Origin of the sequence: Staphylococcus sp. HMSC059F04, assembly GCF_001812565.1 — a bacterium.
Lineage (GTDB): Bacteria > Bacillota > Bacilli > Staphylococcales > Staphylococcaceae > Staphylococcus > Staphylococcus lugdunensis.
The window spans coordinates 179,006-194,703 of sequence record NZ_KV809468.1; the positions used below are offsets into that span (position 1 = coordinate 179,006).

Annotated in this window: 17 protein-coding genes and 1 pseudogene; all 18 read right to left on the reverse strand. The window is 28.6% G+C overall.

Annotated elements, in window-relative coordinates:
- Positions 1-10: 10 nt before the first annotated feature.
- Positions 11-1,054: a hemolysin family protein gene (locus HMPREF2864_RS05745; RefSeq protein ID WP_070544931.1), complete on the reverse strand. Its 1,044-nt coding sequence runs from the start codon at positions 1,052-1,054 to the stop codon at positions 11-13.
- 322 nt (positions 1,055-1,376) lie between these two features.
- A complete protein-coding gene (locus HMPREF2864_RS05750; RefSeq protein ID WP_002478476.1) occupies positions 1,377-2,030 on the reverse strand; it encodes a DUF5079 family protein in 654 nt (217 codons plus the stop codon).
- Between the two features lie 68 nt (positions 2,031-2,098).
- Positions 2,099-2,761: a DUF5080 family protein gene (locus tag HMPREF2864_RS05755; protein WP_070544932.1), complete on the reverse strand. Its 663-nt coding sequence runs from the start codon at positions 2,759-2,761 to the stop codon at positions 2,099-2,101.
- Between the two features lie 34 nt (positions 2,762-2,795).
- The gene (locus HMPREF2864_RS05760; protein WP_070544933.1) at positions 2,796-3,470 is read right to left on the reverse strand and encodes a DUF5079 family protein; all 675 of its coding nucleotides are present in this window, start codon (positions 3,468-3,470) and stop codon (positions 2,796-2,798) included.
- 89 nt (positions 3,471-3,559) lie between these two features.
- A complete protein-coding gene (locus HMPREF2864_RS05765; protein WP_080606616.1) occupies positions 3,560-4,210 on the reverse strand; it encodes a DUF5079 family protein in 651 nt (216 codons plus the stop codon).
- A 679-nt stretch (positions 4,211-4,889) separates the two neighbouring features.
- The gene (locus HMPREF2864_RS05770; RefSeq protein WP_002459600.1) at positions 4,890-5,096 is read right to left on the reverse strand and encodes a hypothetical protein; all 207 of its coding nucleotides are present in this window, start codon (positions 5,094-5,096) and stop codon (positions 4,890-4,892) included.
- Between the two features lie 85 nt (positions 5,097-5,181).
- Positions 5,182-5,553, reverse strand: coding sequence for a cystatin-like fold lipoprotein (locus tag HMPREF2864_RS05775; RefSeq protein WP_002459601.1), 372 nt, complete (start codon positions 5,551-5,553; stop codon positions 5,182-5,184).
- A 221-nt stretch (positions 5,554-5,774) separates the two neighbouring features.
- Positions 5,775-6,986 (reverse strand): DUF5080 family protein, encoded by a 1,212-nt coding sequence (locus HMPREF2864_RS05780; protein WP_070544935.1) that lies wholly within the window; start codon positions 6,984-6,986, stop codon positions 5,775-5,777.
- A 54-nt stretch (positions 6,987-7,040) separates the two neighbouring features.
- Complete coding sequence (locus HMPREF2864_RS11875; protein ID WP_083300127.1) at positions 7,041-8,057, reverse strand: TIGR01741 family protein; 1,017 nt, start codon at positions 8,055-8,057, stop codon at positions 7,041-7,043.
- A gap of 702 nt (positions 8,058-8,759) precedes the next feature.
- Positions 8,760-9,254 (reverse strand): TIGR01741 family protein, encoded by a 495-nt coding sequence (locus HMPREF2864_RS05795; protein WP_070544936.1) that lies wholly within the window; start codon positions 9,252-9,254, stop codon positions 8,760-8,762.
- Positions 9,255-9,355: 101 nt separating this feature from the next.
- The gene (locus tag HMPREF2864_RS05800) at positions 9,356-10,162 is read right to left on the reverse strand and encodes a DUF5084 family protein (protein ID WP_070572137.1); all 807 of its coding nucleotides are present in this window, start codon (positions 10,160-10,162) and stop codon (positions 9,356-9,358) included.
- Between the two features lie 228 nt (positions 10,163-10,390).
- Positions 10,391-10,883, reverse strand: a pseudogene (locus HMPREF2864_RS05805) (TIGR01741 family protein).
- Between the two features lie 248 nt (positions 10,884-11,131).
- Positions 11,132-11,929, reverse strand: coding sequence for a DUF5084 family protein (locus tag HMPREF2864_RS05810; RefSeq protein WP_070572139.1), 798 nt, complete (start codon positions 11,927-11,929; stop codon positions 11,132-11,134).
- An 11-nt stretch (positions 11,930-11,940) separates the two neighbouring features.
- Complete coding sequence (locus HMPREF2864_RS05815; protein WP_002479290.1) at positions 11,941-12,324, reverse strand: cystatin-like fold lipoprotein; 384 nt, start codon at positions 12,322-12,324, stop codon at positions 11,941-11,943.
- A 293-nt stretch (positions 12,325-12,617) separates the two neighbouring features.
- On the reverse strand, positions 12,618-13,031 hold the full coding sequence (locus HMPREF2864_RS05820) for a YwqH-like family protein (RefSeq protein WP_070544938.1): 414 nt from the start codon (positions 13,029-13,031) through the stop codon (positions 12,618-12,620).
- A 13-nt stretch (positions 13,032-13,044) separates the two neighbouring features.
- Positions 13,045-14,307: a T7SS effector LXG polymorphic toxin gene (locus tag HMPREF2864_RS05825; protein ID WP_070544939.1), complete on the reverse strand. Its 1,263-nt coding sequence runs from the start codon at positions 14,305-14,307 to the stop codon at positions 13,045-13,047.
- Between the two features lie 11 nt (positions 14,308-14,318).
- Positions 14,319-14,609 carry a hypothetical protein gene (locus HMPREF2864_RS05830; protein ID WP_002459611.1) on the reverse strand — a complete coding sequence of 97 codons (291 nt, stop codon included), beginning with the start codon at positions 14,607-14,609 and terminating at the stop codon, positions 14,319-14,321.
- A 3-nt stretch (positions 14,610-14,612) separates the two neighbouring features.
- On the reverse strand, positions 14,613-15,695 hold the full coding sequence (locus tag HMPREF2864_RS05835; RefSeq protein ID WP_002459612.1) for a hypothetical protein: 1,083 nt from the start codon (positions 15,693-15,695) through the stop codon (positions 14,613-14,615).
- Between the last annotated feature and the right edge of the window lie 3 nt (positions 15,696-15,698).

Here is a 15,698-nt window from a genome sequence, read left to right on the forward strand (position 1 = left end):
TCCTCCAAATTTACCGTCGTCTTTGAAATTGTTGATGCAGGTGCTGATGTTTTAAACGTTGTTGTTGTAACTTTTCTTGTTCTTCTTTATCCATTTCATCTTCAATATCCATGCCTAACATTTCTTCAATTAAATCTTCATGCGAAACAATACCATCTGTACCACCATATTCATCAAGCACAATCGCTAAATGTTTTCGACTTATCGTCATTTTTCTCAACACCCATTCTGCACGATTGTGTTCATTGACAAACAGTGGTTCAGCAATATATTCATCAATAGTATGACTCGGATCTTTGCTCCAAGACAGTAAGTATTTCGAATGAAACACGCCTATAATATGATCAATATCTTCATCATATACTGGATAACGCGTATAAGGTTCATTCATGACCGTTTGATAAACTTCATCATAAGGTGTGATGTTTGAAAAAGCAGTGACGTTTACTCTTGGCGTCGTATTAACATCTTTAATCTTTAAATTACTAAACGCCATAACCCCTTTTAAACGTTCACTTTCAATTTCATTCAATGCCCCATCACGCTGAGCCACTGCAAACATCATTTGAATCTCCGCTTTAGACCATTGCGCTTCTGGTTCACTTCCATTCGCAATAAGTCGATTCAACCCTTTCGTTATCGCATCCAATAATAAAGTGATTGGACGCAAGATTGTGACAAACACACGTACAACAGGAAAAATCATACGCATAATGCGATTAGCGAAATTTGCAGCAATAGATTTAGGTATCACTTCTGCAAATAAAATAACAAATACAGCATATATTGTAAGCGTGAGGCCTAAGTACCATTGTGCATGATAAGATACCGCTGCTACTAGCACAGTCAACAGCGTCATACTTATCGTACGACCAATGAGTAACGCCGTCATCGCTTCACTTGGATGCGCTAAAAATCGTGCAATACGATATGCTTTTTTATCATCTTGCTCGCCTTCAGTTTGAAATTTCGTCCGATGCACCGTACTTAAAGTGGTTTCACCAATAGAAAAGAAGAACGACAACACAACTAAACAAATAATTGCAATAATCATACAACATGCTCCTCTGCAATGAATAAAAATGTTATATTATATAAAATATTCCCAACAATTAAACACCATAAACGCATAAGTTCCCTTAGCCAATATACAAAAAACTTATAAGTGTTAGCGACGATGACGTGCGAATAACACATTATAAGTTTTAATTTAAATTATGTTATTACAAACTGAATAAAGTAAATTCAAATTTATTATGAAATAATCATATATTTTGGGTGACACAGTCTATAATGAGACTCGATAAGTTCAAATCATTTTTAAACTCATAGCTAAATTCACCATAAGTTGCTAACCGATGCTTATTTTCACTGGATTACTTGCTTTCAATCCTGTAACCCATTTCTTTACTCGTTAATATCTCACCAAATAACAAATAAAAATATGTACAAATATAGTTCATTAATGGAATCAATAATAGCAATCCAATCATTAAAAATCTATTACCTTGATGATCAGGTATAATAAAAAACTCTATTGCCTTTTGAACATATAATAAGATCGCAACAAATTTTAAAAACAGAATTAAGAGCGTCTTATCTTTAATAAAACTCGGCGTAATCGTCATAAAAATTAAACTTAAAATATGTGCAGAAAAACAAATAATGGCTATAACGGTTCCTAATATCCAATATATTCTAATTTCTTGAGTATTACCCTCGATAAAAAAGTAAATATTATAAAAAGATAAATAACTGCTATATGTAGAAAGTATGCCCACTATCATAAATATCAGGGCTCTCTTTTTTATCTTTTTTCGATCACTAGGAATTTTAGGGAAGAATAACTGCAACAAGCCACAAAAAATTATTAAAAGTTCTATAGAAGTTGCTATAATTAAATAATTAGCTGTTGCTGCTAAAGTGAGACCAACAAAATATTGTATAGAACTAAAAAGAATTGAGCCTAAAGCCAACATATTCATAGCTTGAGTTGCTGGTTTTCTCAATGCTTGATAAGTCTCTTCCATGCCATCATCCCTCCTATTAATAGTAGCTTCTACTTTTTAACAAATTAAGCAACATTAAGTATATATCTTTATCGATATTGAGCTATAACAATTGCGAAGATTATCATCCACCCAAACATAATAATGGGTCGAACCACATAGCCATGAAAGATGCCACGATTCACCCAAAAATAGATGTCTATGATAAAATAAATAAAAATCAAGACAAATACAATAGAAGTGATTGCAAATGCAATTGACATTGTGTCATTAAGTGAGCGTTCTACAAAATAACGTAAATCATCATTCGTGCGTTCGGTGGTTTGTTTAACTTTCATCGCTATTGACATAATAAAAATAGATGAACATATAGCACCTGCACGTGCAATATCTTTTCCGTATTTTAGATCAGTGCTTAAACTTTCAGCTTTTTCTTTATCATATTTATGTAATATTCTTGCCGTATTTTTGACCTCTTCCAATCTTATTCTGTTGGGTTTTAATATAGAATAATGCGCTGATAAATAGCTGCTTAGTAAGAACAACCAAAACACAATACTTGTCACATTATCCATCTCAACCATACCAATGTTATCAAAGTAAACATATGTTTCATACACTACCATATAACCTATAAATAATAATGCAGCTTTCACATATTTCTTCCTTTTAAGTAAATCTAAGCATTCTCTAACAATAAAATATGCTGCACAACTTAGAATGAACAGACCCACTGTAATAATTATAATCATAGGTATTCACCTTCTTATTTAAAATATAAGTTATTTACTTGCTAGTATGATGTTGCTCTTCTAATTCAAGTTCCTCTAACACTTGATATCTCATCAAATTAAAGTAAGAACGACCTATTAACAAGTTAATCATTAAAATGACGATAATAGACATCCATATAAAATCATTTTCTTCAGCTGTATAAGGCACAATGCGACTTAAATAAATCAAAATACCAAAGCCACATAAAGCTACAACAATGCCCATTATATTACCCGCAGAACCCGATAAAGACTGAATTAAACCAAATTCACTTATTACAAAAATATTAAAACCAATAAGCGAAATAATATTAGCTATAATAATTATCAGCCAATAATCAAATACATCATATCCATTTGTAGTAGCACCAAATACATACACTGAGGAACATGAAATTGATAAACTATAACCACACAATGTACTGATAATAATATATCTTATTAATGCCGCTTTATTTGTTTTAACCTTTTTTGATTTTTCTTGTAAATATGAAATGATATTTATAACAACCCAAAACACCAAAAATATATACATATATATAGGCAATTTGTATAATAAATGGGCGCTAAAAAATAAAATACAATAAAAGGTTAATGAGAATATAAACATAAAAATAGCAACTGGCGTAATGTACGGATTTTTTATGTTATGTGCAATTTCCTCTTTAGTTATTACTTCATCTTCCATTTAATATTCCTCCTTTGTAAGTTAATACGTAAAAGTGAAAACAATCTTTACAGAAAAAGGCATTACCAGCATTACTAGTTCCATTAATTTTACTCCAATCCTTCTTCCTCAATAATCTGATATTTCATTAAATTGAAGTAAGAACGACCTATTAACAAGTCAACCATTAAAATTACCAAAATTGATATCCATATAAAGTTATTTTCTTCAGCTGTGTAAGGCACAATACGACTTAAATAAATCAAAATACCCATGCCACCTAAAGCTACAACAATGCCAATGATATTACCCGCAGAACCCGATAATGACTGAATTAAACCAAATTCACTTATTACAAAAATATTAAAGCCAATAAGTGAAATAACATTAGCTATAATAATCATCAGCCAATAGTCAAAAACATCATCTCCATTAACTGTTGCACCAAAAACATATACTGAAGCAATAGCTATTGATACACTATAACCACATAATGTACTGATAATAATATATCTTATTAATGTTCCCTTATCTGTTTTAACCTTTTTGGATTTTTCTTGCACATATGAAATGACATTAATAATCAACCAAAATAATAAGAATATATAAATATACTTAGGCAATTTGTATAATAAATGCTGAGGAAAAAACATAATTGAATATAGAACAAGTGCTAGTATATTCATTAATATTGCAACAGGGGTAATGTATGGATTTTTTATATTATGAGCAATTTCCTCTTTAGTTATTTCCTTTTCCACTATCCATCTCTCCTCTATAAATGATGTCTTTTTAAGCTAGTTAGTTCTCAATTAAGCTCTAAAGATAAAAAATAGTAATGACATTATTCTTCTAGTTTAAAATCCGAGCCATGTTTAACTACTGTGTGGTCATGATTTTCTCCATGGACTTTATATCTATATCTTACACGCTGTACATTGTCGTCATTAGTGTAAAATATTGTTAGTGACCTACCAATTCGTTCTGGTTCAAATACATAATGAGGTTTATAAATAATATCCCTAGCCAAATTGTTCTATTTTCTTCAGAGTCAACAGGAATAATCAATGAAAAGTATATTAATCCAATAGTTGAAAGTATTATAGTGTTAATTCCTAACCATTTGATTAACTAAAAGCAAAGGTGATTAAATATGATTTCCTTATATTGTATATACACATAACTTGCATTTCTTTAGGTTTCATGGGCACTCTCCTTTTTCAAACATTGATATTACTTTAAAACTGTCAACTAATCTTAGCTATAGTTATACCAATTAGTGCTTGATATTCATTAAATAAATACTAAATTTTTTGTATGTTTCCCATGCAATTAAACGTTATGCCATATATTGTATTTTTTAAAAATAGGGATTAAACAAGTGCTATTTGCCTAATCCCTTATAATTATTATTGAAATCGAACTAAAATGTATTGTTCATTAAACAAAGAATTTACAAATTGTCATAGTAGTTGTAACAACGGTTACAATAATTGCGGTTTGTAATAATTTGGCGCCTTTTTCTTCATTATATTGTTTATATTTATAGCTACAGATGATTGAACCGATACCAAATAGAAAAACTACTAGAGATAAGACCATAAATACCCATGTCCATATTTTTAATGCCTTCCCGGTTTCTTCCATATCAATACTCCTCTTTATAAATAAAACAATATAATGTTATATAATTATTTTATAATATTTTCGCACAAATAATACAAGTATGTCGCTATTTTTCTTTTACTTCTACATTTTCTTCTTCATAATCTGCTTTATGGCTTTTCTTGTATTTAAGTGGGTTTTCATCCATATCTAATTCTGGTTTGCCGTTTTTCATTTTATAAGTAAAGTAATTTAATTCTTCAACTTTTTTACTAAGTTGTACACCAATCACAAATACTTTTCCGTCTTTATAAACATATGTATTACTATCATTTCTATCTACTTTTTTATCTACTTTTAAGCCAAATGCTGGTAACATTTTATTTGTTTCTTCTTGCTTTTTATAAACCTTATCGATATCTTTGTCGTACTTATCTCCTTTACCACAACCCGCTAACACAATCGCAAACAGTAATAACACAGTAATAATTCTTTTCATTTGTTTACCCCTTAATCTTTTTTATTTAGATTGATATTATCTTTTTCTTTTAAAATAAACACCAAGCTAACACAATTAATAATACCATAAGAAATCGTGAATTAATCGAAATGAATATAATTTTTTTATTTTTAATCCAAAACAAAATATCTGTTACAACATACGCAATCAAAAAAGTATCATTATCTTTACTTCGAGCATTTCATATTAACGCTTGATAATTAAGGCAACCATATGAATAAAAGGATGTATAATCCAAAAACAAATAAAGGTTTTATAGTGATGAAGACAAATTGTTTTCTTTTCAGCCATGAAATAATGTCTATTACCAAAAATACCACAGTTATAAAAAATAATAGCATCATTAATGCTACAATATCTATGCCCGCGATATCTTTCATAGCCGGTGTGACTAGTATTTTAGTTGCAGTAAATAATATGATTAATGCTACCATAGCAATGTAAAATTTATATTTTGATAATCTCAAACTAGTCATACGCTTTTTAGTTTGATTATAAATTTTAGCTGATATCAACGTATTATTATATTTCATTAATATCTTTAATTGATGTCGTAGTGGTCTCTTCCATAATGCATTTATCACTACCAATCCATATATAAGAATGCCAAGTATGAGTATAAATAAACTATTGTTGATTAATTTCTGATTGTGCTGCATAAATAGAAATGGAATGACAAATAAAGTGCCACTTATACTATATAAAATTATCGGTAAAATAATAGAATGATTAAACCACATCTCTGCTGTACTACAAAGTACGTAATAAAAACCAAAAACAACAATGGCTAATAATACAATTATCCATACGTCTTTTACTAGCAACAACATGGAGATAACTGCCCATAATGCAACACCTAGTGGCACAATTATTCTAACTAAATTTGCGCCATATTTTTCCATACGATAGCACTCAATGAGGAACGTAAGAACTATAACTGCAAGCCCAATTATAATGAAACGGTATGCGTAACCAAACTCAAATAATAAAACATCTTGCTCTATTTCTGGTGTAAGTCTTAGTTTAGCAATAGCAATCAAGGCGATGGCAATAAGAAAATGATATACAGCTTGTCTGCGAGTAAAGCGAAAATCATAAGCTTTATCCTTTGCGATTTTGTCATTAAATTGATTTTTCTTAGCATAATTATATTTATGTTTATTTAATTTGATAAAGTAATTTTTCAGTGCCAAATAAATATATATCAATGAACTTATATGCAGAAACACCACATATGCAATCAACCCACTATGATTTAAACCTCCACCAACAAAGTAAATTGTCATCAGTAGTGCTAAGATAACAATATCGACAAAATAACCGAAAATTGAGATTCTTTGAGCTTTTAACATACTTGCAAAAATCGCTAAAATAATAAGTAAAATAATTGAAATCAAACCTAAAATAACCAAAACATTTCTCCTGACTATATCAAATTGTTTATAACATGCTTTGCTGACTTTTATCTAAATTGATGTATCCTGCCGTTTTTGATATTCTTTCATATAACGCTCGAGTGCATACAGTTCTTTAAGCTCATAGTCAAATTTAGGTAATATACCAAATTTTTTATAACGATAATAATTAAAATAAGCACTTGATCCAAATTCTGTAGCATCCCAATCTATAAATTGATACAATACGTTTAATTTACCTTTAATCGTAAAATCAAATTCACATGTACTCCAGGCTTTGTGTTTATTTCTAATAAATTCATAACGTAATTCTTCAAACAAATCATATAATCCATCGGTTTGATGACTGAATTCATCATTTGACGTATGACAATTCTTAGGAATATCCATTGAATAAAACAGTTCATCACTATCAGGTATAGTATAATAAAAGTACACTGATCCTCCGCCATCAGTCATATATGCAACTGCATATACATTCTCCCACGATACTGGAATCATATTCATGATATGCTGTCCAATATATCGATATAAATAATTTATCTTTTCTTTAAATTCCATAGTTACAATTTCATTTTTATCGTCAATTGTTTTGGCATACCTATGAATGGCATACATTTGTTCAATGTCATATTTTTGTTTTGGTAAGTGACCAAAATTCTTATAAAAATAATAGTTTTTCATATGTTTAGATCTAAAATCTACCACATCCCAATCTGTATTTTCATATACAGCTTGCTTTTGTCCCTTATGATTAAACTCAATAACACATGTACCAAATGGCGGTCTGCCATTTACAACAAACAGATGCCGCAACTTCATTAATAATTCACATAACGTTTCAAACTGCTGATTAAATACTTCTTCTGATACATCAAAACTCCAGGTAATATCCATTGACAGTTGAGGATCATCTTCACCTGGGACCATATAATGGAAGTACACATACCTCTTATTGTCCCCAATAAACGCATTTAGACACACGTTTTCCCATCTTTCTGGAATCATGTCACTGATATGATTAGTAATTTCAATATATAATTCATCTAATCGCGCTTCAAAATTCATGATTAGTCACATCCTCCCATTCATTATGTAAATATTTTTGCGATAATTTTTAGTATTCAGATATCAAATGATTAAAGTAGTGTTCTGGATGATGTACCATATTTCATTTTATCTTAATCCGTCTTGCATGACTTCAATAATTTTCATATATTTCCAACCTGGTAATTTCAAATATACTTTTATTCTTTGAAACACCATCCTCTTTTATTTATAAATTGAAATAGCTATTTTACAGTCGGCGTTTGATTTTTGTAGTTCTTTATATTTATTAAATAAATCTCTAAACCATATTGACGTATATTTTCTTTTAAGCTTTAAATTGTAAAAACAGTTTAATTCTCATTTTAACTAATAGTTATGCTTTTGAAATGACTATATACAATATTGATTATATATTAATTTCTAAAATTGACATATACTATTTAGTAAAAAAAATATAATCATCGTTGATTTATTCTATCTATATTTATTATTTTACAGCGCCTCCGTCATTTAACTTTGATTTAAAACTCATTTATACCCACTGCTATTTATATTTAATACGTTTATTTTAGGTTTTTAAATTTAACTGGCATAGCAATATTAATAAAAATAACACTTATAATATCATCTAGATAACAATAATTAGAATTAAACTTAAAAAAAGAGATTAAACAAGGACTATTTGTCTAATCTTCTTTTTATAAATTCTTTTATCTAATTTTATTTTTCTTGACTTTCTTTTACATACTTTTCGACCGCATGAAGATCATCAATTTCATATTGAAATTTAGGTAATATACCAAATTTTTTATATCGATAATAATCAAATTTTTCACTTGGTCCAAATTCTGATGCTTCCCAATCTATATATTCAAAAGATACTTTTAACTTACTTTCAATGGTAAAGTCAAATTCACATGTGCCAAAAGGTTCTTGTTGATTTTCAATAAATTTATTTCTTAATTTTCTAAACATTCTATTCAATTCCATTAACCTTTTCATAAATTCCCTCTCAGAAACATCAAAATCCTCTGGTATCTCTAAAGCATAAAATAACTTTTCATTATTTGGAATATTGTAAAAGAAGAAAACCTCACTACTACTTTCTTTCATATATGCAACTAAATTTACTTTCTCCCATGGGCCTGGAATCATATCACTCACATGATTCGCTATTTTATTGTATTGTTCTCCTAATTTCTCTTCAAATTTCATTGTATATCGCCCCTGTCCATTCTGACTATAATTTCCAACTGGTTTCCATTTTTACCTATTTGGTTAAGAATACTTTAATAATTCATTAACTTATAGATATTCTATTTCATTTTTTGACTTTTTAGCCGATTACGCTGTATTTGAAAAACAAAATATGTACCAATCGCAAATAATATCAAACTCAATATAAGCATTGGCATATTTATTATATTAAATGTATTACCATATAATTTTATTCCTATATCTGAATTTCCATCATCCAACACCACGTAGTCAAGTATGTTCATTAAAACAAGTATTACAAAAATACCTATGATAGATGCGTATATCGTTGGTTTAGCCGTACTTTCGAAAGCTTGAGTATTATTCTTTGGCGTATACACAGTTAACCAAATAATATTCAAAACTAAAATGATTAGTGCGCCAAATCCAATTAAATACCCATGAACACTCAACAAACCTAGAACACCAGCTATAGCTAAAATAATCCACCATGCATTACCTATATTATTTTTCTCAATGACTATTCCTTTAAGTACTTCTTTATTTTTTAACAACAATACGCCACAAAATGTCCATGCAAAAATCGCAATCAAGTTAAGACTTACAAAACCACCAATAATATAAAGCACTGCACTCATCGTGGTTTTTTTAGTCATTATTTTTAAAGCTATAATACCAATAATAAATGAAATGATACTTACAACCATAAGTACACCCAAAATCCAATTATAGATTAATGATGACGTTTCAGCACTTTGCATTGTTGTTTCACCATTAACTGTAGTTTGAATCTCAGATTGAGACAAACCGGAAATTGACGTTGCGAAAAAAAGAGCGAACATTAACGATAGAAATCCTTCCAAAATAAGTCCGATAAGAGATGTTACTTTAATTGTTTTAATCACAGTATTCACCTTTACTTTTTATATAATTTTAACACAATATATGTAGCAGAACTCACTTTATTTAATCTTGTTATAGCTTTGGAACAGGTAATTGAAGTCTTTTTATAGAAAAATATTTTAAATAACAAATGATTATTATACATTAATATTTGACGTAGAGCCCATTGAAAAAGGAGATTAAACAGATAGTGTTTGTCTAATCTCCTTTTATTAATTTATCTAATTTTATTATTTCTCTTGGCTTTCTTTTACATATTGTTCAACTTCATGCATTCTTTTAATTGCGTATTCCATTTCAGGCAAAATACCAAACTTTTTATATCGGTAATAATCAAATTTTCCACCAGGTCCAAATTTTGATGCATCCCAATCTGTGTATTCAAAAGATACATTTAACTTACCTCCAATTGTAAAATCAAATTCACACGTGCCAAATTGTTCTTGACCATATTTAACAAAAATAGCGCTTAAATCATCAAATAAATCACATAATCTAAAAAACCTGTCTACATATTCTTTCTTAGACACACCAAAATCTTTTGGTATATGTTCTGAATAATAAAGTTCATCCTTCTGTGGAACTGTAAAAAAGAAAAACACTTCACTAGCATACCCTTCCATATATGCAACTAAATTTACTTTCTCCCATGGGCCAGGAATCATATCACTTACGTGGTTCGCTATTTTATTGTATTGTATTTAACTTTGTTTCAATACTCATTTTAATCACTCCTATTTATTTGGAATACGTTTAGATTGCTCAATGCCAGATTTTTTATGCTTGATTATCATGTCAATATTAATATAAAACAGATGATTATAGTATTCAATATAATTTAGATGCCAGTAAATATAATTAAGCTTTTAAAAAAGAGATTAAACAAAATTGTCTAATCTCTCAAATTAGCCTTACTAGTCCTATTTAACATAAAACCAATATAACACATTTTAAAATTTTTGTTGTTTTCATTATTTACTATTTAATCGCTTTCGCTGAACTTGCAAAACATAATATGTTCCAATCGCAAAAAATAACAAACTCAATATAAGCATTGGCATATTTATTATATTAAATGTATTACCATATAATTTAATTCCTATATCTGATTTTCCATCACCAAATGCCACATAGTCAAGTATGTTCATTAAAACTGCCATTATAAAAACACCTATGATTGATGCATACATTGTTGGTTTAGCAGTATTTTCAAATATTTGACTATTTCTCTTTGGTGTATAAACTGTTATCCATGCAATATTCATTGCCAAAATACCAAATGCACCTATACCTATAACAAATCCATTTACACTCAACAAACCTAGAATACCGGCAACTGCTAAAATAATCCACCATGCATTACCTATCTTATTTTTCTCAATGACTATTCCTTTAAGTGCTTCTTTATTTTTTAACAACAATACGCCACAAAGTGTCCATGCAAAAATCGCAATCAAATTAAGGCTTACAAAACCACCAATAATATAAAGCACTGCACTCATCGTGGTTTTTTTAGTCATTATTTTTAAAGCTATAATACCAATAATAAATGAAATGATACTTACAACCATAAGTACACCCAAAATCCAATTATAGATTAATGATGACGTTTCAGCACTTTGCATCGTTGTTTCACCATTAACTGTGGTTTGAATCTCTGAATGAGACAAACCTGAAATTGACGTTGCAAAAAAAAGAGCGAACATTAACGATAAAAATCCTTCCAAAATAAGTCCGATAAGGGATGTCACTTTAATTGTTTTAATCATAGTATTCACCTTTATTGTTCATTTTTTATATCTTTAAAATCTGCTTCATTTTGGTTGACATATTCTTTCGCATTAAACCCTTGTTTATAGTAAATTTTGTCATTTTTAAACTCATAAGCAGCATAGAATAACTTTTTATTTTCTTTATACAACGGATAGCTAATAATAATCATTTTACCATTATTATAAACATAGCGATTTACTTCATCTTTATTAAATTTAGGATTTACTTTATCACTTTGTTTTGCCATATCTTGATGTGTCTTTTGTTGAATATTTAAAATTTGGTTTATTTTATTTTGATATTGGTTGTCATTATTGTTATCATCCTCTTTGCTACAACCGTTTATTATAGTCATCATTATAATCAGCACTCCTACAATTATTTTTTTCATAAATTTCTCCATTCTTTATCTTTTTTAGAAATTTAGCTATATTGACTATTTCTCATACATAATAAAATAGCCAATATCGTTTTACCTATTATCAAAATAATTCATTCACTTTTACTAAAAATTTCAACAAAATATAACATAATGTTACATTTAATTTCAAAAAATTAATAATTATAATTTAATATAAAAAGTGAAGATATAATTATCGCTTTATTATTTTTATAATAAACAATAAGTGTAAAACTGTAAAGTAAGTTTTAAAAATTTATTAGTTGCTTTTTATCTCCTATTAATCAATTAGCTATTTTTTCAATGGCTGCTATTAATGAATTTATTGCATTTTTTAACCAAGATAGAGTTCCTTCTAAATCGTTAACTTCATTTTCCATTTCAGTTATTTTATCAATTAATCTATCTATATTATCATCTATATTATTTATACAGTCCCTTAATGAACCATCTATTAAATCGGATTTACTTTTGTCAACCCACTTTGAGTTATTATCACCTTTCCAATAATTATATTCTTTAAGTATAAAAGATGCGCTATATTTATGTACTGTTACATCTTTTTTTAGATTTTCAAGTTTACTTTTGATTCTTTTAGCTTTTTCAATTTTAGCATTTAAGTCAGCAATCTTTGCTTTTGTTGCAGCAGATTCTCTAGTTTTACTATTTTTTTCAGCAATTAATTGTGTTTTTGACATATCATACACCTGCCTACCAAGTTATTTTAATTTTAGCTCCGAATAAGAATTTAGCATCTACTTCAATTCCTCTTGCGCCTGCTTCAACCTTACCTCCAGCTTGTGCACCAACACTACCTCCAACATCAAAGTTAATCCCACCAATAGTAAATCCACCATCGACTTCTGCTTTTGCTAATACAGCTTCTGCTTCAAGTCCAACTCCATCTATTCCAGTAGTCAATCCCGCACTTGCTGATAGCGCTTCTGCATTTGCTTTGCCATGAAAATTATAATCATCTGTACCCATTTTAGTTTCAAGACCAGCATCAAAAAGTTGTGCTTGTGCATTTGCCTTAATGTGTTTACTATCAACATCAATATTCCCTTTGGCACTAGCAAAACTAGCTTCTGCTTGACTTTCAGAATATTTATCTTTTGCTTTAACATTAGCGTTTAAACCTGATATTTCTCCATCTGCACTATATGAATCCTTAGTAGTGTGTGTTTTACCATGTATATTTCCCTCTTGTATAGTACCGACAGTCTTACCGTCTTTAGAATATAATTGCTTTCTATAGTTAACTTTATCTCCTTCAGCATATTCTACAGGACTTTCAGCTTTCATCTTTTTAAACTCACCAGAATTTACTTCGCTCTTATACCAAGGCTCTTTTGTAATTGAATTAATCTTCGAAGCAATAATTCCATTTTTATCATGGTATTCACTACTCAATTTATTAATTTGTGTAACTAATCCCTGTATTTCACTTGTAATTGAAGATAGAGAACTTTGACCTTCTTTATCCATGTTTTCAAGTTTGGTATTAGTATCATTTATATTTTTTTCACTGTCATCATAACCACTTTCAACTTTATCTTTACCTAAAGGAACTGTATCAATAAATTCTGATGCATCAGATAATAAACTTGAAGAATCACTAGTTATATCAATAAATTCTTTTTTCTTATCATCAACATCTTTTTTTGTATCATCTAAAGTATCTGAATCAATTTTAGCATTTGAATCACTATCACATTCATGTCCTAAATCTTTTAATTTTTGCACTGCTGTTTCAAAATTAGAGATTACGTTTATAGCTCTCGAAATTGTACCAATATGTGCTGAACTAACATATTTTTTAATACTATCCCCAGCATCTCCCTTAATGCTCCCTGTTTTAGATAAAGTATTACATTGAGTGTAATGATTATATAATGCTTCATTTAATTGACTTTTCATGTCACTTGTATTCTCTAAATAGTCTTCTAATTCCGAATTAATTAAACGTGTCATATTTTTTCACCTCAATGTTTATTCGATATTTTATCTGCATTTTCTTGGTCATTTTTTTGAATCGTTGCAGCTATCTTATCCATAGCATCTTTATCTGTACTTATCATTTGGGCGTATTTTTTCATGGCATTAGATAACTCATCAATTAAACCATCTAGTTTGTCTATGCTATCAAGTTTTGTTTCCTTTTTGGCATCCTTTATTTCTGAAATATTCACGCCACTAATTTCTTCTGAACCCTCACCAAAACTAGATAGTTGATCCTGAAATTCTATTGGATCTAAATAAATCTCTTTTCCCATTTATTACGCCTCCTTAAAGTTAATTTCAAATACATTCAGATGCATATTCTCAAAGAATTCTTTAAAATCATTGAGAGTGATATTTTTTAAGTAATCCAAAATTTTTGAAATACTCAAATTATCTCCAAATAATTTGGCTAAAATTGAATTAAATTCTTCACTACCACTGTGATACATGTTATTAATACTATTAATCAATATTTCTTTGTATTTGATAACTTTATCATCAGTAATATCTGATACTGATTTTTCATCATTTTGTCTAAGATCTGCTTGTCCTAATATACCTATTTCTTTTCTTGAAATTTGAACTTGAAAATTTGAATTAAATATATGATACCCCAAAATTAATACATTTGCGTAATTGTAATTGAAATCATTTTTAATGAGGTGATTGAAATGATATCCTATATAATTACTAGCATGTCTTGCTTCTTCTTCAATCGTAACATCATTTTCATCATTTTCATTTACTAAATATGAAAATTTATGGTTTAGCTTACTAAAATTCAACAGTTTCTCTTTATTATCTATATCTTTATTAATGTTAATGATGCAGTTTTCGTAAAAGATCATTTCTTTTTTAAATGTTAGTAAATCTTTAACATCAAAGTTCCATATATCATTAATCAAACTTTTCAAATTGAAATTATAGTAATCACTAAACATTTCCATAAATTTCATTGTAGCTCTATACTCATTTATTTTGAAATTGGATTCCATATCTTTTTTTGCATTATCAATTGCTGCATCAAAACTATCATTATCTATATTAATATCTAATAATTTCTCGACTATTTCATTAAAAGTACTTATATAGCCTTCATTTGACCCGTTTTTTATATCATATTCGAAGGATAAAACTGTACTATTCATGTAATTATTAATGTCTATTTTTATATTTTTCTTTGCTAACACGTCTTTCATATATTGTGCGAATACGATTGTAGTTGCATTTGAAAAAAAGATTTCTCTTTCATCTTCAAATTTCACTATTGAATGCCCAACGCCAGTACCGATAATAAAGCTAGTCAAAATATTATCTTCATCAGCTATTCCATTTTTGCTATTCAAGTCAAATTTCATTAT

Bases quoted from the DNA above. Each gene is read 5' to 3' on its own strand.
- HMPREF2864_RS05750 (WP_002478476.1), bottom strand. From the start codon at position 2,030: ATGGAAGAGACTTATCAAGCATTGAGAAAACCAGCAACTCAAGCTATG.
- HMPREF2864_RS05770 (WP_002459600.1), bottom strand. From the start codon at position 5,096: ATGGAAGAAACCGGGAAGGCATTAAAAATATGGACATGGGTATTTATG.
- HMPREF2864_RS05775 (WP_002459601.1), bottom strand. From the start codon at position 5,553: ATGAAAAGAATTATTACTGTGTTATTACTGTTTGCGATTGTGTTAGCG.
- HMPREF2864_RS05795 (WP_070544936.1), bottom strand. From the start codon at position 9,254: ATGAAATTTGAAGAGAAATTAGGAGAACAATACAATAAAATAGCGAAT.
- HMPREF2864_RS05810 (WP_070572139.1), bottom strand. From the start codon at position 11,929: ATGATTAAAACAATTAAAGTGACATCCCTTATCGGACTTATTTTGGAA.
- HMPREF2864_RS05825 (WP_070544939.1), bottom strand. From the start codon at position 14,307: ATGACACGTTTAATTAATTCGGAATTAGAAGACTATTTAGAGAATACA.
- HMPREF2864_RS05815 (WP_002479290.1), bottom strand. From the start codon at position 12,324: ATGAAAAAAATAATTGTAGGAGTGCTGATTATAATGATGACTATAATA.
- HMPREF2864_RS05830 (WP_002459611.1), bottom strand. From the start codon at position 14,609: ATGGGAAAAGAGATTTATTTAGATCCAATAGAATTTCAGGATCAACTA.
- HMPREF2864_RS05760 (WP_070544933.1), bottom strand. From the start codon at position 3,470: ATGGAAGATGAAGTAATAACTAAAGAGGAAATTGCACATAACATAAAA.
- HMPREF2864_RS11875 (WP_083300127.1), bottom strand. From the start codon at position 8,057: ATGAATTTTGAAGCGCGATTAGATGAATTATATATTGAAATTACTAAT.
- HMPREF2864_RS05755 (WP_070544932.1), bottom strand. From the start codon at position 2,761: ATGATTATAATTATTACAGTGGGTCTGTTCATTCTAAGTTGTGCAGCA.
- HMPREF2864_RS05745 (WP_070544931.1), bottom strand. From the start codon at position 1,054: ATGATTATTGCAATTATTTGTTTAGTTGTGTTGTCGTTCTTCTTTTCT.
- HMPREF2864_RS05820 (WP_070544938.1), bottom strand. From the start codon at position 13,031: ATGTCAAAAACACAATTAATTGCTGAAAAAAATAGTAAAACTAGAGAA.
- HMPREF2864_RS05835 (WP_002459612.1), bottom strand. From the start codon at position 15,695: ATGAAATTTGACTTGAATAGCAAAAATGGAATAGCTGATGAAGATAAT.